18 protein-coding genes are annotated in these 21,776 nt (G+C 32.8%); 5 read left to right on the plus strand and 13 right to left on the minus strand.

The genetic code is table 11. From position 1 onward, the window contains the following. Window positions 1-122: 122 nt before the first annotated feature. The gene (gene poxB / locus AN960_RS04685) at window positions 123-1,859 is read left to right on the plus strand and encodes a ubiquinone-dependent pyruvate dehydrogenase (protein WP_056467597.1); all 1,737 of its coding nucleotides are present in this window, start codon (window positions 123-125) and stop codon (window positions 1,857-1,859) included. A gap of 167 nt (window positions 1,860-2,026) precedes the next feature. On the opposite strand, the gene AN960_RS04690 is transcribed toward poxB, so the two are convergent. The 6 genes from AN960_RS04690 to AN960_RS04715 form a co-directional block, all read right to left on the minus strand. Then, window positions 2,027-2,710: an ABC transporter ATP-binding protein gene (locus AN960_RS04690; protein ID WP_056467600.1), complete on the minus strand. Its 684-nt coding sequence runs from the start codon at window positions 2,708-2,710 to the stop codon at window positions 2,027-2,029. Beyond that, window positions 2,710-3,795: an ABC transporter permease gene (locus AN960_RS04695; protein ID WP_056467602.1), complete on the minus strand. Its 1,086-nt coding sequence runs from the start codon at window positions 3,793-3,795 to the stop codon at window positions 2,710-2,712. The genes AN960_RS04690 and AN960_RS04695 overlap by 1 nt, the downstream gene beginning before the upstream one ends. Window positions 3,796-3,918: 123 nt before the next feature. Further along, a complete protein-coding gene (locus AN960_RS04700) occupies window positions 3,919-5,307 on the minus strand; it encodes a sensor histidine kinase (protein WP_056467605.1) in 1,389 nt (462 codons plus the stop codon). Next, window positions 5,304-5,981 carry a response regulator transcription factor gene (locus AN960_RS04705; RefSeq protein WP_056467608.1) on the minus strand — a complete coding sequence of 226 codons (678 nt, stop codon included), beginning with the start codon at window positions 5,979-5,981 and terminating at the stop codon, window positions 5,304-5,306. Before AN960_RS04705 ends, AN960_RS04700 begins: the two co-directional genes overlap by 4 nt. Before the next feature lie 554 nt (window positions 5,982-6,535). Beyond that, on the minus strand, window positions 6,536-7,795 hold the full coding sequence (locus AN960_RS04710; RefSeq protein ID WP_056467611.1) for a helix-turn-helix domain-containing protein: 1,260 nt from the start codon (window positions 7,793-7,795) through the stop codon (window positions 6,536-6,538). Between the two features lie 203 nt (window positions 7,796-7,998). Further along, window positions 7,999-9,693, minus strand: coding sequence for a M4 family metallopeptidase (locus tag AN960_RS04715; protein WP_082459378.1), 1,695 nt, complete (start codon window positions 9,691-9,693; stop codon window positions 7,999-8,001). Window positions 9,694-9,956: 263 nt separating this feature from the next. Between AN960_RS04715 and AN960_RS04720 the strand changes: the two genes are divergently transcribed. From AN960_RS04720 to AN960_RS04730, 3 genes are all read left to right on the plus strand, one after another. Continuing rightward, on the plus strand, window positions 9,957-10,808 hold the full coding sequence (locus AN960_RS04720) for a DUF4047 domain-containing protein (protein WP_056467615.1): 852 nt from the start codon (window positions 9,957-9,959) through the stop codon (window positions 10,806-10,808). Between the two features lie 48 nt (window positions 10,809-10,856). Further along, window positions 10,857-11,405, plus strand: coding sequence for a signal peptidase I SipW (gene sipW / locus AN960_RS04725; RefSeq protein WP_056467618.1), 549 nt, complete (start codon window positions 10,857-10,859; stop codon window positions 11,403-11,405). Window positions 11,406-11,477: 72 nt separating this feature from the next. After that, window positions 11,478-12,092: a TasA family protein gene (locus AN960_RS04730; protein ID WP_056467620.1), complete on the plus strand. Its 615-nt coding sequence runs from the start codon at window positions 11,478-11,480 to the stop codon at window positions 12,090-12,092. A 187-nt stretch (window positions 12,093-12,279) separates the two neighbouring features. Here AN960_RS04730 and AN960_RS04735 read toward each other — a convergent pair whose 3' ends face one another. From AN960_RS04735 to AN960_RS04760, 6 genes are all read right to left on the minus strand, one after another. After that, window positions 12,280-13,239, minus strand: a complete 960-nt coding sequence (locus AN960_RS04735; RefSeq protein WP_056467623.1) for a transketolase family protein — start codon at window positions 13,237-13,239, stop codon at window positions 12,280-12,282. Beyond that, window positions 13,236-14,087 (minus strand): transketolase, encoded by an 852-nt coding sequence (locus AN960_RS04740; RefSeq protein WP_056467627.1) that lies wholly within the window; start codon window positions 14,085-14,087, stop codon window positions 13,236-13,238. Before AN960_RS04740 ends, AN960_RS04735 begins: the two co-directional genes overlap by 4 nt. 95 nt (window positions 14,088-14,182) lie before the next feature. Beyond that, window positions 14,183-15,559, minus strand: coding sequence for a PTS ascorbate transporter subunit IIC (ulaA, locus tag AN960_RS04745; RefSeq protein WP_156339617.1), 1,377 nt, complete (start codon window positions 15,557-15,559; stop codon window positions 14,183-14,185). Between the two features lie 48 nt (window positions 15,560-15,607). Then, window positions 15,608-15,889, minus strand: coding sequence for a PTS sugar transporter subunit IIB (locus AN960_RS04750; protein WP_056467630.1), 282 nt, complete (start codon window positions 15,887-15,889; stop codon window positions 15,608-15,610). A 45-nt stretch (window positions 15,890-15,934) separates the two neighbouring features. Beyond that, window positions 15,935-17,998: a BglG family transcription antiterminator gene (locus tag AN960_RS04755; protein ID WP_056467632.1), complete on the minus strand. Its 2,064-nt coding sequence runs from the start codon at window positions 17,996-17,998 to the stop codon at window positions 15,935-15,937. Between the two features lie 241 nt (window positions 17,999-18,239). After that, window positions 18,240-18,800, minus strand: coding sequence for a DEAD/DEAH box helicase family protein (locus AN960_RS04760; RefSeq protein WP_056467635.1), 561 nt, complete (start codon window positions 18,798-18,800; stop codon window positions 18,240-18,242). Between the two features lie 344 nt (window positions 18,801-19,144). Here AN960_RS04760 and AN960_RS04765 point away from each other — a divergent pair, with 344 nt between their 5' ends. After that, complete coding sequence (locus AN960_RS04765; protein ID WP_056467637.1) at window positions 19,145-20,497, plus strand: Nramp family divalent metal transporter; 1,353 nt, start codon at window positions 19,145-19,147, stop codon at window positions 20,495-20,497. Window positions 20,498-20,650: 153 nt separating this feature from the next. Here AN960_RS04765 and AN960_RS04770 read toward each other — a convergent pair whose 3' ends face one another. Beyond that, window positions 20,651-21,475: a MerR family transcriptional regulator gene (locus AN960_RS04770; RefSeq protein ID WP_056467640.1), complete on the minus strand. Its 825-nt coding sequence runs from the start codon at window positions 21,473-21,475 to the stop codon at window positions 20,651-20,653. Window positions 21,476-21,776 lie beyond the last annotated feature (301 nt).

A 21,776-nucleotide genomic window follows, 5' to 3' on the forward strand; every position in this document is an offset into this window, starting at 1 on the left:
CCTACTTTTCCTGCCTTTTTTTGGTATAACGTTTTAAAGTTCTGCAAAACATAACTTTATCTGTAGCTTAAGGCTTAACAAATAGAATTAGTTCCATAATAGTGAACTAGAAGGAGATTACAATGAGGAAAACAATTGCAGATTTACTGATCGATTCATTGATTCAAGCGGGGGTTACTAGAATTTATGGTATTGTTGGCGATTCTTTAAATGCTGTTTTAGATTCAATTAAGAGCTCTAAAAGAATTGAATGGATCGGCGTTCGCCATGAGGAAGTTGCAGCTTTTGCTGCAGGTTCCGATTCACTTATGAGTGGAAGTATCGCAGTTTGTGCGGGAAGCAGTGGACCGGGAAACCTTCATCTTATCAATGGATTATACGATTGTCATCGAAGTCGTATTCCTGTACTTGCAATTGCGGCTCAAATTCCAAGCATCGAAATTGGAAGTGAATATTTTCAACAAACTCGACCTGAGCAATTATTTAAAGATTGCAGTCACTTCTGTGAAACAGTATATAGAGCAGAGCAAATGCCTCGTCTAGCAACGATTGCTATGCAGCACGCAATTGCTAGAAAGGGTGTATCTGTACTTGTATTACCTGGAGACATAGCTGCGCTAGAAGATCGACAAACTGTACCAGAACAAGTTATTCATGTTACGAATCCACTGATTAGTCCATCTAAACCTGAATTGGAAAAACTCGCTGGGTTCCTAAATGATGGTAAGAAGGTTACTTTACTTTGCGGAGCAGGCTGTGAAGGTGCACATTCTCATTTAATGCTTCTTTGTGAAAAGTTAAAATCTCCAATGGTTATTGCGCTTAGAGGTAAAGAATTCTTAGAATACGATAATCCATATAATGCAGGTTTAACTGGTTTAATCGGCTATTCATCCGGGTATCATGCCATAATGGACTGTGATGTACTATTGATGCTCGGCACAGATTTTCCATACCGACAATTTTATCCAGATGATGCAGTTATTTTACAAGTAGATGTTCGAGCTGAGCATTTAGGACGACGCGCTGCACTTACTTATGGACTATGTGGAGATGTAAAAGAGACAATAAGTCAGTTATTACCGCTCTTAACAGATGTGAAAGATTCAAGCCATCTTGAAAAATATGTTTCAGCATACAAAGATGTACGTGAAGATTTAGATAAATTTGCTGTCGGAAAACCTGGACGCACACCAATCCACCCTCAGTATTTAACTAAAGTTGTAAGTGATCTTGCAAATGAAGATACGATCTTTACATGCGATGTCGGAACGCCAACATTATGGTCTGCAAGATATTTACAAATGAATGGAAAAAGAAGATTACTTGGATCATTTAATCACGGAACGATGGCTAATGCCATGCCTCAAGCAATTGGTGCTCAAGTTTCTCAACCTGGACGTCAAGTAGTCGCATTATGCGGAGATGGTGGATTATCAATGTTATTGGGTGATTTATTAACGATCCATCAGCATAAATTACCTATAAAAATGGTTGTATTTAACAATAGCGCACTAAGTTTTGTGGAATTAGAAATGAAAGCTGCTGGTTACCTAGAAACTGGAACAACTTTAGAAAACCCTAACTTTGCGTCATTAGCTCAATCGATGGGGATCGAAGGAATTCGTGTAGAAGATCCCGCTGATTTAGAATCTGCAGTGCAACGTGCGTTTGAGCACAATGGACCGGCATTAATAGATGTTTTAGTTAACCGACAAGAATTAGCAATGCCTCCTAAAGTGAGTATTGAACAAGCACACGGATTTACACTATGGACATTGAAAGCAGTATTAAATGGTCATGCTAATGATGTAATTGATCTTGCTAAAACTAATCTTTTAGATCGATTCCATCTATAACAAAAGAACCCGTTCGAATTGAACGGGTTCTTTTGTTTATTTAGAAAATTAGTAGTCAATTTTCCATACCCACAACGGGTTTATGAGTCACTTAAATATCTTGATGATTCAAAATAACTTACTCATAAGCAATATCAAAAAGCCCGTTTATTAAAACGGGCTCTTCCTTAAATTTGTTCAGTAAGTTTTCCATTTTCAATATAAACAACACGGTCACATAAATCTAGCATCCTTTTATCATGAGTGACCATTATCGCAGCTTTTTGTCTTTGTTTCACTTCTTTAGACAGCATTTCAACAACAGATCTTCCTCTTTCAGAATCAAGACTAGCTGTAGGTTCATCCGCAAAGATTACTTCTGGATCATTCATTAGTGCTCTTGCAATGGCTACTCGTTGTCTCTCTCCACCTGATAATTTTTCTGGATAGTTTCTCATCCTCTTTGATAATCCTAATTGTTCGAGGAGTTCATTCGCTTTCTTCTCTGCAATTTTGTTTTTTATTCCAGCTAATTCGGCAATTAATAGAAGCTGATCTTTAACTGTTAAATACGGGATTAAATTAGACATTTGAAAAATAAATCCGATTTTAGATAATCTAAATTCATTTAGTTTATTTGCTGGGAGATTACTAATATCAGTATCATCAATTAAAATTCTCCCACTAGTCGGAGATAGTAATGCTCCAGCTATTGAAAGGAAGGTACTTTTACCAGAGCCTGATGGACCTACAACTGCTACTAGTTCACCAGCCTTTACTTGAATGGAAACTTGATCTAATACAGTTGTTGCTAAAGAATCTCCGTCATTATATATTTTGCTAATATTATCTAGCACTAATTTATTACTCATTAAAAGGCCCTCCCGATCGCTTCAATCGCATCAATTTTTACTACTTTTAATAAAGAAATTAATGAGCCAACAATTGCTACAATTAAGAATAATAATGAACTTCCAATGATTAACTGAGCATCAAATACAAAAGGTAAGCTTGCTGGTAATACTTTAGATAATCCAAATGTGATCGAAATACTTACAATTAGACTTAAAAGTGTAAGTGTTAAAACTTGAAAAATAATATTCTTAGCCAAATAACTAGTTTTTGAACCAATTGCTTTTAGCACGCCAAATTGATTTATTTTTTGAATCGTAATGATATAGAAAAAGACTGCTAACACAAATGCTCCGATAAAGAATAGAAATACAATCATCATTAGTAAAGAGCCCTGTTCTTCTTTATAACCAGGTATGCCTTTTAATGCTTGGCTTTTATTAATTACTTCTACTCCTGAGACTTTTTCATTTACCTTTTTTGCAGTACTTGCGTTCGTTTTTAACGCAATTGCATTAAATGAATTCTTGTTATTCACCATAGACCACTCTTTGTAATTCATATGAATCACCGGTGCGTGACTATATGATTGGTTCTCCGTAAATCCAACAATTTTAAAATCTTTTCCCGAGATTTGATCAGAAATCTCGTCACCAAGCTTGATTCCTTTTTCTTTTAAAGAAATATCTCCTACAACTTCATTCTTTGTTGAATTATTAATCATGTCACCTTCTATTACCTTTGGTGCCGCTAAACCATTCACATCAATTCCAAATAAGGTAGCATCAATTTTTTTAGATGTTCCATCCTTTAGAAACGTAGTCATTTGAACTCCTAAAGTAGTAGAATTTTTCTCATCAACAAACTTCTGAACTTCATTTATTTGACTTTCTGTTAACATTGAATGATTAATTTGTTTACCTGATTCTTTTTGTAAAACAAAATAGTTTGAGGCCATACTATCAATAGAAGAAGCATTATCAAAAGATAATCCTTTCGCTAATCCTGAAACGAATAATACTAGGAATGATATAAGGATCATGATTAGACTAATTAATAAAAAACGTAACTTTGCGTGTTTAAACTCCCTTAATGCAAGAAACACCTGTCATTCATCTCCTTTAACATACTAAATTTTAAAGAGTGCAAAAAGTAGAATCACTCTTTGTAATTTAAAGTATAGGAATGTTAGATGAACAACAGGTGAACAGTCGATTACAAATATAAATCAGAACTCTTTAATATTAGGTATAGTTAGATGAAATTTGGTTCCTTCGCCAACTTTACTACTTACTTCTATGTGGCCATTATGTAATTCAATAATTTGTTTAACAATCGCTAAACCTAAGCCACTACTGGATTCCTTTCGATTCCTTGCTTTATCAGCAATAAAAAATCGATTAAATATTTGTTGTAAATCATTTTCGGAAATGCCAATTCCAGTATCTTGAAATTCAATTTGAACATACTCTTCATTACTACTCAGTTTTATTGAGATGGATCCACCTTCATGATTAAATTTTATGCTATTCGTCATTAGATTTGTCCAAACTTGATGCAGTAGATTCTTATCAGCATACACAAAAGTTTGAAGTAATTCCAAATCAATGGCCAAGTCTTTGTTTCTCCAACTCCATTCAGTTGTAAAAACCACTTGTTTAATTTGTTCGGCAACATCAAATGTTGTTTTTTGCAATATACTTTCTTCCTTATCTAATGAGGCTAACGTTAATAATTGTTTACTTAACAAGGACATTCTTTTACTTTCTTCCTCTATGATCGATAAATAATGATTCTTTTGCTCTTCGGTTAATTTTTCAGTTTGAAGTGACTGCGAAAAACCTTGTATCGATGCAAGTGGTGATTGGATTTCATGAGATACATTTGAAACAAACTCCTGACGCATCGCCTCAATTTGTCCTAATTTTTGTGACATATGCGAAAAGTGATTAGCAAGTTTTCCTATTTCGTCTTGGCGTTTAATTTGCAATTGAACATTATATTTTCCTTCTGCAATCTTTTTAGTTGCTTCAGTTAATTTAATAATCGGTTTAACAATATATCTTGTACTAACTAAAACGAATATAATACTTAATACGATTGTCAGTAAAAGGAGTATGGAAAAGAGTATACGCAATTCACCAAATTGAAGCTGTACATTTGGTCGCATAAAAAGAGCCAAATGATTAGTACTCGATTTTATAGGAACACCAACTGTATTACTCAATGTATTATCAAAAAAACCAGTCACAAATAATGATGTTGGAAATTCGGCAATACCATGATATACATTTCCATTTAAAACCGAATCAATTACTTTACGATCAAATTTCTTTTCTCTAAAAGACCCTCCATAAAAGGATTGTTTTCCTTGAGGATCTACTAATAAAATTTGATAACCTAATTTACTAATACTTTTTAAGTAATTGCTTAATTCGATATCATTATTTTTTTCATAAAAAGTACCAACATCTAAAGCCATTTTAGTTAATTTTTTATCATTATAAGGCTTTAGATTATAGTGGTAATACACATTTGAAAAAAAGAAAGCCAATAAACTGCTAAAAATCATAACACCGAGGATTGTAAGAACAATTCTTATGTATAAAGTTTTCACTTTCTGGTGACCTCCAATTTATAACCAACACCTCGAACAGTTTTTATACTAAAGTCATCCGTTAAATTAGAAAATCTTTCACGTAAACGTTTAATATGAACATTTATTGTTCGATCATCACCCTCAAAATCAGCACCCCAAATTAATTGGATCAACTCATCACGAGTAAATATTCGATCCGGATAACTTGCCAATTGAGATAATAATTCAAATTCCTTCATTGGAAGCATAAGTAATTTTCCATTACAGTAAACTTCATAGCTTTTTCGATCGATAACCGTTTCGTTCAGTTTTATTTTTTGAGCACTAATCATATTGTATCTTCTTAGCAATGCCTTAATCCGGAAAAGTATTTCTTTTGGTTCAAAGGGCTTGGTCAAATAATCATCTGTGCCTACTGCAAACCCTTTTTCTTTATCAGAAAGCTCGCTTTTTGCAGTTAACAATATTACCGGAAAATCATAATACTCTCTTATTTCCTCACAAAGCTGGTAACCATCTTTACCTGGCATCATTATATCTACAATCGCTAAATTAATTTGTTGATTTTCAAGCAATCTAGAAGCTTCATCTCCATTAGCCGCTTCAAATGTCGTATAGCCTTCAGTTTGTAAATACATTTTCAGTAACTCTCTTATATGAGAATCATCATCCACAATTAAAATTCGAATCATAATTTATCCCCATTCTTTATAATTAGTACAATTATTTAAAAAATCATATCATATTTTAATTTTAATATCCTTTTTCTATTTTACATTGGCAAAATGCGGATTTTTTATAACGTGAATAAAAAAAGTTTTGTAATATAGTTTGTCCCCCATACATTTCTTTAATTTTAAACATAAAATTAATATATAGTTATAATGGCTGTTTTCGTAAATCTTGTTGCCGTTTTAGAGATGTCTAGTTGAATTTACTTTAGGAGGCATCTCAAATTTTCACTTTTTCTGATACTCCTACAGAAACCCCACACCTTGTTTCTGATCAGCTTCTTTATTTACTCTGTGCTTTAAAAATGATCGGTTTATAAACAACAACCATTTCGAAAAGAGTCAAACATAATAGAATTGTGTTAGAAATAGTAAGATTTGCCCCTATTTTCAATATTATTATTTCAACATAATAAAAACCCCCAAAAAAGTTCCTTTATGGAACTTTTTTACTTTTACACTACTTCTTTAATTTGAAAACATAAATAATAAAAGAACTGTCCAACAACAGTCCTTTAGTTATGTATTTTAATAACACCTATTAAGAAGTTAGACATTTCGACTGCCTTCTCAAACTCTTTTTCTTCCACATAATAATCATACAACTCCTTACCATATCGTTTCATGAATATAGTATGATTGCGTGACTTAAAATATGGAAAAGCAGTTTTTTCTATGTACTGTATATATTCTTTCGTTTTATTTTCTATCGAATAGATTAGTAATGTAAAAAGGATTTGATAATGTTGATTCTTTAAATTTTTTGCGATTGTTAGACCTTTTTGGGCACTATTTAATAAGGCAGATTTGCGCATTAATTTACCTTCAAATGAGCTTTTAAGATAATTATTCAGTCGTTGAAGATAAATTACTGTTGGCTTTTTTTCCAATTGTAATGCTGCTTTATAATACTTTTGCGCTTTTTCATAATCTTTTCTTTTAAAATATTCCAAAGCAAAATTATTTAACAACATCCCTGTTTTATCTGGTGCATTGAGCGTTTCACTATCATGAATCAGATTTTTGTATGATTGTTTCAATTTTTTAAAGTCTAAGTGCCCATCGTTGCTTGATTGTAAAAGCATAATTGATTCAGCATTTATGGCACGTAAATAATTACTTGTATCTTTAAAATATTTAAGCGATTTTTCTGCATATACATAAGCCATTACCTTAGAATCGACCCATCCATATGCTACTGCTAAATGATAGTAGTATTCTGGATTACCGTACTCGTTTATATCAATCTTCTTTAAAGTTTGTATTGCTTTATGATGATTCTCTGTACTTGAATTATTGTAATTATTTAAATAATAAATTCCAATTACATGCAAAAGAAGATTTCTTTCAAAAGGAGGTAGGTCTTTATAGTTTCTTTGTATATTTAGAACAATTGTATAAGTGTTTTTATAGTCATTCATTAAGAGATAATATCTTGCTAGTAGCAATTGATACCAAGCATCATATTTTGGAGAATTAATAAAAGGGCTTTCTTCTAAATCTTTTTTATATGAATCAATTTCCTTCATTCTTAATTTAATAATTGCTGTCTGCCAGTTTAGTAGTTTATTTTCAAGATTTTCAAAGTTAGCAATTTCTTTTCGAATATCAATTTGTAATCGTTCAGAAAACAAGGTAATAATCTCAGATGAGTAGGATGTATTCCCTCTTTCTATTTTTCCTACGTGCTTGGAAGAACAGATTCCTTTTCCTAGTTCTTCTTGAGTTAGTCCAGCTTTAGTACGATAAAATTTTATAACTTCCCCTTCGATCATTGATTGCTCCTCCTATCCTAAAACTTATACTAAATATACAATAGTTCAACTTAGTTTCCATCATGCTATTCACACAATTTATGAGGATAATTTAATGTAAAATTAATAATTATTACTTAGTATTCATTTTAAAAAACATAGGAAAAATTTAACAGGAAATAAGAAAACCATGAACAGGCAAACTAGTTCATGGTTTAATTTTATTATTCGTAAACACCTACAGAAGTATATGCATCCATAACAGCCTTCGTTTGAGCAGAAGGTACTCCATTTTTATCAGGGAAGAAATCACGTGATGCCTGAATTACTGCTGCTCTCATTTCTTTAAAGTTAGAATCAGCTGTTAGATATTTTAAAGCTTGATAGTAAATTTTTTGTCCATTATTTACACCAACTCCAGTGATCGTATAGCCATTATTTGTACCACCTTGAGTAATTAAATATGCAGCTTTGTTGTTGATACCACTATTAATATGCACTCCACCATTATCTTCAGTACCTAAATATCGATCTTGATAAGTATCTGGATAGTAACCTGAAGGCATATATTTCGTGCTTACACGTACTGAACCTGGGTCGCTTAATGAACGTAGACCACCGTCACCTGGTTTAGTTGGAGTGTAAACATCTTCACCCATTTCCCACTCGTTTACTTTTGTTGTATAGATTTGAACGAATGTTCCAAAGATGTCTGCTAATGACTCATTAAGTGCTCCAGACTCTCCTTGATATGTTAAATCAAGTCCAGACTTTTCAATCACACCATGTGTCATTTCATGTCCGATTACATCTAATCCACCAGAAAGTGCACCTAAAACAACACCATCGCCATCTCCGTATAACATTTGTTTTCCATTCCATGCTGCATTATTCCATTTTGCTCCCACGTGAACTGTACTAATTAAAGCCATACCTTTATCATCTAAACTGTTACGTTTGAATACATTTTGATAATATTTGTTTACTTTATCAGCATTAACATGAGCTGATACCGCAGCAGGATCATAGAAGAAGTTAGTTGGGCTATTTGTTGTTACTTCAAAGCCAGTAAATCCTAAAAGTGCTGATAAAATGATAAATGAATTTTCAGGCATGCGATGAGCATCAAATGTTGCTAGTGGTACGATAGTAGGTTTTGTTGTAGAACCAGTAACTGATCCACCATATAAATAGCTAGAACCAGTTGATGCGTCTTTTCCAACTGGGAAAGTTTGCATTTTACCAAATACGTCCAAGCCCTTTCCAGTAGTAACTGTAAGCTTTGACACATCAATATTATCAATTGCATTAAAGCTATTAATGATTTCACCACTTGTAGCGTCTACAAAATAATGGAAATATCCTGGTGCTGGAACAGAAGTTGAAGCCTTAACTAAATACGCTAAGTGATACTTCCCTTCATATGGATAGATCGTTAATTGTGTATCAATTCCATCATAATTTTTAACAACTCCGATTTGTGAATCAATACTTTCTTTCGCAGTTGCTACAGCATCGTCCTCAGAAATTGTAGCTTCAGTCGGAATAATTGCGCGAGATAATGTTTGATTTACATCACCAAATGATGCATATACATTGTTATTTGTGTCTAATGCTACAGTTTGTCCTGAACCATAAATTGGAATTCCTTTATATTGTTCAATTGTTCTTACATGGTAAGTATCAGTCACACTGTTAGCTTCTTCACTAACAATCTTAAATTGTTCCCATGGAGAAGCTGATCTTGCAAGACTTTTTACCTTTGAATTCAGGTACGCTTTTACTACCTCTTCCTTACTTAAAGCTTGATTTACTGTAGCTGCACTAGCTTTTACATTTACAAATGAAGGTAAAGTTGTTAATCCCCCACTAAAAGCCACAGTTAATGCCATTACTGCTGGTATTGCTTTTTTTCTCATTCTTTTCTCTTTTTTCATTTTCAAAACTTTCACCCCTTATTTAATTTTGTTGTGACTGCAATTTTCATTATTGAGAATATTCGAAATTAAATCAATACGTCAAACCCGGGTTCTTTTTATAGTGGTTTTACAGCTTTTCATCCTAAAAATGACTAATTCTGACAAAAAACTACCACAAATCGACTCAAAAATAACCCGGTTTCAATTTTCTGACAACTGAGCAATAATGAATTTCAACAGGGCTTTTGCAAAGGAGTGAAAATTTGAAACAAGCAAGGAAAAAAGTCTCCATCATCGTAAGTTTATGTTCTATTCAATTTTACTTGGCAATGCAAACAGTTGGTCAAACGGAGGCAACCTTTTCTAGTCAAGCATCTTCAGAACAAGTCGTTTCAGCAGCCATTGTGTTTCCTAAAACAATCCAACAACTAGAACTAGCCGCAAAAAATCATTCAACAAGAGCTAATCAATTATATGATTCGATCATGAAGATATCTATTACTGGTACAGACACTGAATTATCAAATTTACTTACTACTGTTCTCAATGAGGAACATGAAATAAATAATGAGATTAAGAGTTTACAAAGTATTCAAGAGCAGTTGAACTCTTATCACAATCAAATTCATGAACTTCCAGAAACTGAACAAAGTAAATATGAATACGAGAGAAAAGGCTATCAGGTTGTTAACCAACTAATCCACCAATTAAATGAGTCAATTAATCTACAAAAGATAGCGTCAATTAAATCTACAATTCAAACCCAGCTCAATGAAAGTAATGAAAAGATTAATAACGATATTAATGAACCTAAAAATAGTACAGGTGCAAGTCAGAGCCAAAGTTCTGATAGTTCAGATACAGATTCAATACTGAGTCAGGATTCTAAAGATTCTAATTCCGAATCGATCCAGAGCCAGGATTCTAATCATTCCAATACAGATTCATCTCCGAGCCGGGATTCTAATCATTCCGATACAGATTCATCTCTGAGCCGGGATTCTAATCATTCCGATACAGATTCATCTCTGAGCCGGGATTCTAATCATTCCGATACCGATTCAATTCCGAACCAGGATTCTGATCATACCAATACGGATACAAAGTCAGATTAAATTTCTAATAATTCAGTAAATAAATTTCAAACGAATAGGTGATCTCTCATGTTGAAGAAAATTTTATCAATTGTAGGTACTATTTTTAAAAGTATTTCTATTATCATCTTGTGTTTCTTAGCTTTTATTGTGATTTCATCAAGGTTTACAGGTGGAGATTCTACCATTTTAGGCTATCAATTAAAAGCTGTTTTATCTGGATCAATGGAACCTACATTTCATACTGGTTCAATAATTGCTGTTAAGCTAGGTGCAAATCCATCATCATATCAAAAAGGCGACATTGTTACCTTTCAAATGGACAATAAGCTGATCACCCACAGAATAGCTGCCGTCCATCATAAAAATGGTGAAACTTCATATAAAACAAAGGGTGATAACAATAACGCCCAAGACTTATGGACTGTGTATCCTCAGAATATTGTAGGAAAATATTCTAATTTCACGGTTCCATATGTTGGCTATGCATTAAATTTTGTAAGCTCAAAAGCTGGATCAGCACTATTGTTAATTGTTCCAGGTATCCTTTTAACTCTTTCAGCGCTACGCAATTTATTCCAATTAAGAAAAGAGTTTGAACAAAAAACTGCAGGATGAAGTTGGTTAGATCTCTTAAGTACAAAATAAAAGCTTAAGAGTTTAATAAATAAACCTTAAGGGGGAAATGAAATGAGTTTTACTAAGAGAATTGGTCAAGTTGTAATGAGTGGAGCAGTCGGTTTGTCATTAATTAGTGGAGGTACTTTTGCATATTTCAGCGATACAGTTAAAACTGATAATACATTTGCAGCAGGTACATTAGACTTAGGGATGAACCCTAATGCTGTTGTTAACATAAGCAATTTAAAACCTGGTGATGAAGTATATCGTGAATTTACGTTAGAAAACAATGGAACTCTAGATATTAACAAAGTTTTATTAAACACTAAATATCAAGTTGAGGACGCAAAAAATAATAACACAGAAGACCTTGCTAAGCATATTAAAGTAACGATTATGTACAACACAAGCAGTGCTACAAATGAAATCGTTGAAACTACATTATATGACTTACAAAATCAAACTCCTGATTTAACGGCAATTAACCAATTTGTAGGTAGTACAAAAGATCCAGACGGCATTGCAGCAGGACAAAAAGAAAAGATTTTTGTATTATTCGAGTTTGTTGATAATGGAAAAGACCAAAACCAATTCCAAGGGGACAAGCTAAAAGTTGATTGGACATTTAATGCTCAAACTGGTGATGGTAAATACTACGACGACACTGATCCTAACAGCAACTAATAAAAAACAAAAAGCCACCTATTTAAATTAGGTGGTTTTTCTATCTTTCTATTAAACCAAGTAAGTCATTCATAACATTTAAATTTTCTTTAACAATTAATCTTTCTTCTCCGCTCTCAATTTATAAATTCTTAATATGTAAAAAAAAGAAGCTGTAAAAACAACTTCCTAAAATTGATAACTTTTTCTAGTTTTTTAATTCCTCTACACTCTTAACAATGTCATTTGCCGTTAACTTATAAAATTCCTTTAAATAGTCTTCCTTGCCAACTTGCCCAAATTGTTCTTTAATCCCGATTCGTCTCATTTTAGTTGGACAATGCTCACTTAATACTTCTGCTACCGCACTACCTAAACCGCCTATAACATTATGATTTTCAGCCGTGACAATTGCCCTTGTTTTGTTAGCATATTTTACGATTAAGTCTTTATCTATTGGCTTTATTGAAAACATATCGATTACACTTGTTTCAATTCCTTTTCCCTGAAGTATGTCAGCAGCCTTCAACGATTCAGCGACCATAATGCCACTTGCAATGATTGTTACATCATCACCATTTCGAAGGACCTTACCTTTACCGGATTCAAATGTTTCGTTTTCATCATAAAGTTTGACAGCTTTTTTACGAATTGTTCGGATATAATGAATCCCGTATTCCTTCTCAACTTTGCGGAGTAAGTACCCAAGTTGATTGGCGTCACTTGCTTCATATACATTTGCATTTGGAATTAAACGAGCAAGTCCTAAGTCTTCAAATGCCATATGTGTCCCACCATTATGCTCTGCAGTAACCCCCGAATCAGAACCTAATATTTTTATATTCAATCTTGCATATGCACCTGAAACGAACAATTGATCAAACGCTCGACGAGTAGCAAATTGCGCAAATGTATGAACATAAGGAATTTTTCCAGTGAGTGATAGACCAGAAGCTACTCCCATCATATTCGCTTCCATAATCCCACAATTTATTAATTGTTTTGGTATTTCACCAATAATTTTACTTGTAGTAATTGCACTCATTAAATCAGCTTCTAGGGCAATTACATTTGGATTTTTCTGCGCCATTTCAAGTAGTGTATTGGCATACATTTGTCTCATTTCTATACGATCTAATTCATAACTCTTAAATGGTGTTTGAATCATGAATTCACGACCCTTCCTAGTTTATTTCCTAGTTCAGTAATTGCTCCTAAAATAGCTTCTTCATCCGCTTGGTTGGGCCGTATATGATGGTTATCAGCTTTCTCTTCTAAATATTTAACACCTTGACCTTTAACCGTATCTAAAATAATTGCAATTGGTTTGTCGCTCTGAAATTTCCCCTTCATAATCGAGGCATAAATTTGTTCAATTGATTTTCCATCGACTTTTAATGTGTAAAAACCAAAAGCCTTAAATTTTTCTACAAAATCAAATGGATCAATAATATCCTTAGTTAACCCATCAAGCTGTTTTTTATTGTCATCAACAAAAACAAATAAGTTGTTTAATTTATGGTGCGCAGCAAATTGAAGTGCCTCCCAACACTGCCCTTCATTAAGCTCTCCATCACCTACTATGCAATAAGTATAATTATCCATTTCAGAAAGTTTATGAGACAAAGCCACTCCAACTGCTGCTGATATACCCTGTCCTAAAGATCCTGTTGTCATATCAATACCAGGCGTTAAATTTCGATCGGGATGGGAAGGGAGTGTAGTCCCATTTTGATTTAAAGTGTATAAAACCTCTTCAGGAAAATATCCCTTTAAAGCCAATGTTGCGTATAGTCCAGGTCCACCATGACCCTTTGATAGTATAAAGTAATCTCTTTCCTGCCATGAAGGGTTTTTGGGATCGACCTTCATCACTTCACCATATAAAACTGCTAAAGTCTCAATAATTGATAAGCTTCCACCATAATGTCCAAAACCAAGATTATATAGTTCTTTTAAAGTTAGATAGCGAATTTCGTCACGAAATGCTTCTATTTTTTGAAGATTGAATTTCAATCGAAATCCTCCTTTAATCAATAAAATACAACATACATCATTTTCATAATTTAGCTCATTTTAGATCTTAGTAGATTCGTATTGTGACATATTAATTAAGCCTCGATGTTTGCAGATTTACTGTTGTTACGATCTTTTTTGAATAATCCAAACAACACAGCTATTGCAACTAAACCTACTACTGTTACCGTTACACCGGTTGCTCCAAATGACTTAGCAATATGCCCTAAAATGATACCTGATGTAGCAAAGTCTGCATCAGAGAATGTCGTACTTGCAAATCCTAAGTCACCTAGAACTGGTAATAAAAAGACAGGCAAGAACGTAATTAACAAACCATTTGCGAATGATCCAATCGTTGCTCCTCGTATCCCCCCAGTAGAATTACCGAATACTCCAGCTGTAGCTCCAGTAAAGAAGTGGGGAACAACCCCTGGTAAAATGATAATAGATCCTGTTAGACCAAGGAAAACCATTCCTACAATTCCTCCGAGAAAGCTACAAAAGAAACCAATTAAAACTGCATTTGGTGCATATGGGAAAACAATAGGACAATCAAGTGCAGGTTTTGAATTAGGAACTAATTTATTTGATATCCCTTTAAATGCTGGTACAATTTCAGCCAAAACAAGTCGCACACCAGATAAAATAATAAAGACACCCGCAGCAAAAGTAACTGATTGAATTAATGAATAAACAAGATAATGAGTTCCCCCACTTAGTTCCTTCTCTATATAAGTAGGACCAGCAAAAAGTGCTATAACAAGGTATATAATTGTCATTGTTAACGCAATCGTAACGGAACTATCACGTAAAAATCCTAATCCTTTTGGAAATTTTATCTCTTCTGTCGATCGTGATCCTTTGCCGACTACCTTTCCAACTAAACCGGAAAGAACATAACCTAAACTTGAAAAATGTCCAAATCCTACATTATCGTTACCTGTAATTTTTCTCATAAACGGTTGGCTTAAAGCTGGGAAAACAGCCATAATTAAACCAAGTGCTAGTGAACCAACGATTACAAGTGGGACACCTTTTAATCCTGAAACTACTAAAATAACAGCTAGCATACAAGCCATATATAATGTATGGTGACCTGTTAAAAATATATATTTTAGTCTAGTAAATCGAGCAATAATAATGTTTGCAACCATACCAAAGAACATAATATAGGCAGTGAATGAACCATATTTTGATAGTGCCATTGCTACGATTGCTTCATTATTTGGAACTACACCTGAAACATGAAACGCTTCTTGAAACATCTTACCAAAAGGGTCTAGTGAGCCCACGACAATTCCAGCCCCGGCAGAAATTACGATAAATCCTAAAAAAGTTTTAGTTGTCCCTTTAATAATCTCGCTTGTAGGCTTTTTCTGAATAATAAGTCCAACAAGTGAAATTAGTGCTACTAAAACTGCCGGTTGACTTAATACATCCATAATTAATTTCAGAAACCTTGCTTCCACGAACAAAACCTCCTATAAATAATATTTGATGTAAATTAATCCTTAAATTTAAAATAAGCCTTTTGATTGAAGAACTTGTGTTAACTTCGTACGAAGACCATCCATATCGATAATGCTATCAATCACAACAACCTCACCTAAATGCCCCATACCTTCTGCTATGTCCTTTGCCGCGATAAAAACATCTGCTGAGTCAGGCGTAGCAGAACTAAGATCTGAATGTTCTACTTCAATCCCACTTACTCCTAACTCATTTAATATTTGAACAATATTCATCTCTAACATAAAGCTACTTCCTAATCCTGAGCCACATACTGCTAAAATTTTCATAACGAACCCCTCCATTTTTTTCAACTAATCTATTAAACTTGAAGATCAATTAACTGCTGAATAGTGTTCAAATAATTCCACTAATACATTTGAAGATTCTGCTTCCTTCAGAAGTTCAATATTCTCTTTTTCACTAAGTAACTTTGTCAGCTGCGAAAGAGCTTTCAGATGTGTTTTATTGTCTATTGCTGCAATACAAAACAATAGTCGAACAGGATACTTTTCATCATTTAAAAAGAATACTGGCTTGTTCAGTTTTAAAAAACTCATTCCTACTTTGTTTACTCCCATTTCTGGTCGAGCATGTGGAATGGCAACCTCAGGACCTATTACTACATACGGCCCCATCGTTTTTATATTTTCTAGCATCGCATCTACATATGACCTATTAATTGCTCCATTCTTTAACAATGGATCGGCCACAACTTTTATGGCATCTTCCCAATTTGAAAGATGATTAATCATTTGAATTGTTTCCTCTTTTAATAGATCTTGTAACACAGGTTGTCTCCTCCTAGATATATCTACTTTTTTATGAAAAGTAATTTGACTTAAAGCAGCTTTCAACCCCACTTCGTCGTAAACATTCGCATACTTTTCAATCGTTTGAATTAGTTCATTCATTGAAAGATCATAATATTGAATCCCAAATAAATACTGGTAAACTTCATTGACAATGCTATTTTTTTCACTAGGTGTCATAATTGGTTTAACTCTAAAACATGGTATCTTTGTATCTAAATCAACTGTGGAAAACATTAGATCATATTCATTGAAATTTCCTTCTTTAAATTCCTGTAATGATAATATTTTCTCTACGATAATTTCAGAAAAAAGTGCCTCAAGTTGGTGCTTGACCATTAATGAGGAACTAATTCCACTTGGACAAACAACGATTGCACGTTTCTTTTGCGGAAGAACCTTTTTGGGTTTCTCTAAAAGTGCACCAAAGTGAATCGTAATATAGCCAATTTCCTCCTCGGGTATCGTGATACTTAAAAGAGTACCGATTGGAGAAAGCAATTCTTTTACAATTGTAAAAAGTTCTTTATGCTCATTCATAATTTGAGAAAGTAGAGGATTAAAAATAGGAATTCTATATTTCATGCGAAAATAAGCTGGTTTTAAATGTTGATACAATGTACTAACTACTTCATTCTTTTTCTCAAAAGCAATACAAGCCTTTGATTCAAAGTCGAACACTAATTGTTCACTTAGCTTAAAAAGTAAGCCACGATCATCATCTTGAACTTGGTTTCTCCCTAAAGATAAACCTAATAATTGAATTGTAAGATAACAAATTTCTGGATCATTTCCATCAATTTGAAGAAGTTGACTAATCTTCTCTGCTACTAACCACATTGAATCTTGCTTTAGAATTTGGATTTCATCAGGATGAAATAAAACAAACTTTTTTTCTGTCTGACGATAAAAATAATAAATAAGAAAGTAAACAAATTGCTTTAAACGTTCCTCTACAAATTGAAGATTGAAATCTTTTTCAATTTGTATTAGCACATTATGCATATCAACGAATTCATAAAGTCTATCTCGATCCTTTAAAATATAATTTATAATTTTTTCACCATATGGTATTTGTAAAAGCCGAGATAGGAATTGCATAAGTAAAACTCTCTTATCAAATTCTGTGCCTTCTAAGTGATAACCATTTTGTCTTGAGTATTCAATTTTTACTAACTGAGTACCGATTATTTCATTTAACTTTTTCACATCGGAGATTGTTGTATTTTTACTAACTCCCAATAGTTGAGTTAAATGAGCTGTTGAAAGTGATTCCTTACGGATAATTAAATACAAGTAGATTACTATTTGACGCTCATCTTCTGTAAAAATAAAATCTTTCTTTAATTCTTTGTTTTTTTGTTCTTTAAAAAACTGAGTAACATCTTCTGGCATTTTAATGTAATGAATACCTTTGTACTCAATGGGAGGCAATCCTTTTACTTTTAACCAGTAATTAATTTTGTCCAAATCATATGAAACCTGCCTTCTTGTTAACTGCGTAGAATTCATTACCTGATTCATTGTCGTATGATTTAAATTAAGTAAGTGGTCCAATAGTATTGCGGGGCGTTTCTCAATGATCATTGGCTTTACCTCCTGTTTTTATCATATTATAAACCGCTTACATTCTGTTTAGAGATTGGGAACAATAGATGTAAGATAAAGGTTACAAAGTTGTGCTGAAGTAAATTTATACCCATAAATCTATTTGTTATACGATAGAAAAAACCCATTATCGAAACAAAAGTAATTTGATTACTTTGCCTTCAATAATGGGAAAAGATTATTAAAATAAAAGTTAGCAGTAAATCTATTTACTTTCTACTTACAAACTAAATCTTTCTTTAATTAATTTAGCTACTTCTTCTGCACTCATATTTGTGTTAGTTATCTTTAGATAATTTTCTTTCTGAATTTCCCCTTCTATTGAATTTAATCTGTATTTATCCATTGTCTTTATTAAATTGTCTTCAGACCATTCAATATCTCTTTTTGTTGGTTTATGCTCTAATCTGTGAGGAGTTTTATTTCGTACAAGTCTCTCATCTAGTTCTGCTTCTAGTTCAACAAAATAGGTTGTTGCCCCTTTTGACTCAAATATAGTACAAACTTTCTCGACATAATCCCAATCAGACTTTTGATCCAGAGCCCACACATATGTAAAAATAATTCCATATAAGTTACTTTTTGATACCTCTTCGAATATTTCATTTCGAAATAAATTAACTAATCTACTCCCTTCCTTTGTTCCATAATCAAAGAACTTACTAACTAAGTCGATTGTCATGTGATTATGAAACAATTTCAAATCTGTTATTTTTTCTAATTCATGTCCTACAGTCATTTTCCCCACAGCCTGAGGACCGAATACTAATACAAACTTCATGGATTTCTCTCCCAAATATATTAATTTTTTTATAATCGCCAACGAATATAACTGAATTTTTTGATTAGTATATCACACTTGAAAATAATTAACTTGATAATAAACTTCAGCATACTTAAAAAAACAGAACAATCTGAATGAATTGCATAAGAAATAGTAAAAAAGCAGAAACAAAGAAAAGGAAAATATTCTACGTATATTATCTGTTTACTAAAAATTTACGAAGTTATCAAAAATTTTTTATTACATTTGGGAACTAATGTGTTAAAATCAGCATATAATTTAAAAAACTTTCCCTAGGGAAAAACTATTTGATGTGTACAATAAAACAGGTGGTGGGAAACATGTCACAAGAATCACAAGAAAAAGTCATATATAAAGAAGCCGGATGGAGACAGGAACATACACAACCTAGTTTGCAAGAGGTTCATCGTTCATTATCTGTTCCAAAGAAAGCTAGTAATTTTCGTAAGTTTCTAGCATTTGCTGGCCCAGGATATTTAGTTGCAGTTGGATATATGGACCCTGGAAACTGGGCAACTTCAATAGCAGGTGGATCTGCATTTAATTACAATTTATTATCTGTTATTTTAATTTCTAATCTTATGGCCATCATTCTACAATCATTAGCTGCTAAATTAGGTATCGTTACCGGTAGAGATTTAGCTCAGGCATGTCGAGACCACTTCAGTAAACCTGTATCATTTATGCTTTGGGTGCTTTGTGAAGCCGCAATTGCTGCATGTGACTTAGCTGAATTAATAGGGTCCGCCATCGCTTTAAATCTATTATTTGGTATTCCGTTGTTTTATGGAATTTGTTTGACAACTTTAGATATATTCATTGTTTTACTTTTACAAAATAAAGGATTTAGGTATATCGAGGCTTTTGTTATTTCATTAATCATATTAATTACTGGTAGTTTTGTTTTTGAATTGATTATGTCTCAACCTGATGTAAAAGCTGTATTTGGTGGATTTATTCCAAGTTCTCAAGTTATTACAGATCCAAAAATGCTTTATATTTCTTTAGGAATTTTAGGGGCAACTGTTATGCCTCATAATTTATATCTTCACTCTTCAATCGTTCAAACTAGAAAGTTTGATGTATCTGATGCTGGTAAAAAAGAAGCAATTAAATTTGCTACAATCGATTCGACAGTTGCATTAATGATTGCATTGTTTGTGAACGCAGCGATCTTAATATTAGCTGCTTCAACTTTCTACAAATCGGGTCATACAAATGTTGCATCAATTGAAGATGCATTCCAGCTTCTTACTCCATTACTAGGAACGACTTTAGCAAGTACATTTTTCGGATTGGCATTATTGGCTTCAGGTCAAAATTCTACTTTAACAGGTACTCTAGCTGGGCAAATTGTAATGGAAGGCTTTTTAAATATTAAACTAAAACCTTGGATAAGAAGATTAATAACTCGTTTAATTGCCGTTACACCAGCTCTTATCGTCACTTATTTTTACGGGGCAAAAGGAACTGCGGATTTATTAATACTAAGTCAGGTAATCTTATCTTTACAGTTATCTTTCGCGGTTATACCACTAGTCATGTTCACTAGTGACGCTAAGAAAATGGGTAAATTTGCTAATAAAACTTGGCTTAAATCAGTGGCTTGGTCGATTGCTTCAGTTATTGCAGTATTAAATGTGTATTTACTTTGGGCAACATTCTTTAAATAATAAATTGAAACAAAAAAGATTGAACAATTGTTCAATCTTTTTTTACTTTCACTTTTAAAGAAGCTTTGCTTATAGAGAATCTATCTGGGTATTTGATGCACTTTAATCTTTAAACGTAAAAAACAGAAAAAACCCAAATGATTTTTCTGTTTTTTATGATTTATGACCATCTAGATTTTGATGATAATATATACTAGCTTGTCTAATAAAATCTAATTCAAATTCTGGAATTGTATATGTTTTTGGCTTTTGATCTTCGGGTAACGATTTAAATCTTTCCCAAGATTTTTTCATGCCCTCTTTAATTTCTGGATCATTTTGACTATAACGACTATTCATTTCCATCAAAAACTTAACAAGTTCTTGCGCTTCAACACTTTCAATTGTATATCCTTCATGAACTAGCTCTGTTAATTTGCTTCTAAAATATTGATAATCATTTAAATGACGAACATGGTTTCCTTCAGTCCATCCTCGCTTCGCTAATTTTTGTAAAGTAGCTTTAGTATATGACTGCTTGGCGATGTTCCTCATCACTTTTCGGTCTTCAGTTGATAAATATTTATTTACCCAATCAGGCTTCAAATTAAAATGTGCTATTTGAATCAACTCTGTAACACTTTCATAATCAATTGAATCAGATTTTATCGATGTTTCTACCTGCTCAATCACATTAACAATCTGATCAATTTGATCTTTTTTAGCTTTCAACATTGCTTTTTGTTCTTTTAACTTCTTTGATAAATCTAAACTACTTTCCGTTAAAATCGATTGAATATCTTTTAAAGTAAAACCTAAAAATTTGAAGGTAAGTATTGATTGAAGATGAACTAAATCATAATCTGTGTATAACTTAAAACCCGATTCGTCGGTATTTGTTGGTATTAATAAACCAATTTTGTCGTAGTATCGTAGTGTTCTAACAGAAATAGAAGTTTTTCTGGCAAATTCGGTTATATAATAATACTTACTATCCACGATCTCTCCTCCTTTCTTTTCACAGTTTATACGGTTACGTAGCGTCATAGTCAATCGTATTAATTAAAGAAGGGCGTGTGGAATTCTCCAGGCTGCAAAAAAGGATGAACTGCAATTAAATTTCGAAAACCGCAATTAAAATTAGCAAATCTGCAATTAAATTCCTAATAACCGCAATTAAGACTAAAAATTACCCATACCAGTTAAGGTATTATGACATGAAAATCGTACAATATTGGCTATTCCAAAGTGGAAAACCTGCAAGTATACCCTAATTCTTAGTATATTGGATAAAATCTAC

Origin of the sequence: Bacillus sp. FJAT-25509, from assembly GCF_001420605.1 — a bacterium.
GTDB lineage: Bacteria > Bacillota > Bacilli > Bacillales > Bacillaceae_G > Gottfriedia.

Bases quoted from the DNA above. Each gene is read 5' to 3' on its own strand.
- poxB (WP_056467597.1), top strand. From the start codon at position 123: ATGAGGAAAACAATTGCAGATTTACTGATCGATTCATTGATTCAAGCG.
- AN960_RS04690 (WP_056467600.1), bottom strand. From the start codon at position 2,710: ATGAGTAATAAATTAGTGCTAGATAATATTAGCAAAATATATAATGAC.
- AN960_RS04705 (WP_056467608.1), bottom strand. From the start codon at position 5,981: ATGATTCGAATTTTAATTGTGGATGATGATTCTCATATAAGAGAGTTA.
- AN960_RS04710 (WP_056467611.1), bottom strand. From the start codon at position 7,795: ATGATCGAAGGGGAAGTTATAAAATTTTATCGTACTAAAGCTGGACTA.
- AN960_RS04715 (WP_082459378.1), bottom strand. From the start codon at position 9,693: ATGAGAAAAAAAGCAATACCAGCAGTAATGGCATTAACTGTGGCTTTT.
- sipW (WP_056467618.1), top strand. From the start codon at position 10,857: ATGTTGAAGAAAATTTTATCAATTGTAGGTACTATTTTTAAAAGTATT.
- AN960_RS04730 (WP_056467620.1), top strand. From the start codon at position 11,478: ATGAGTTTTACTAAGAGAATTGGTCAAGTTGTAATGAGTGGAGCAGTC.
- AN960_RS04735 (WP_056467623.1), bottom strand. From the start codon at position 13,239: ATGATTCAAACACCATTTAAGAGTTATGAATTAGATCGTATAGAAATG.
- AN960_RS04750 (WP_056467630.1), bottom strand. From the start codon at position 15,889: ATGAAAATTTTAGCAGTATGTGGCTCAGGATTAGGAAGTAGCTTTATG.
- AN960_RS04755 (WP_056467632.1), bottom strand. From the start codon at position 17,998: ATGATCATTGAGAAACGCCCCGCAATACTATTGGACCACTTACTTAAT.
- AN960_RS04760 (WP_056467635.1), bottom strand. From the start codon at position 18,800: ATGAAGTTTGTATTAGTATTCGGTCCTCAGGCTGTGGGGAAAATGACT.
- AN960_RS04765 (WP_056467637.1), top strand. From the start codon at position 19,145: ATGTCACAAGAATCACAAGAAAAAGTCATATATAAAGAAGCCGGATGG.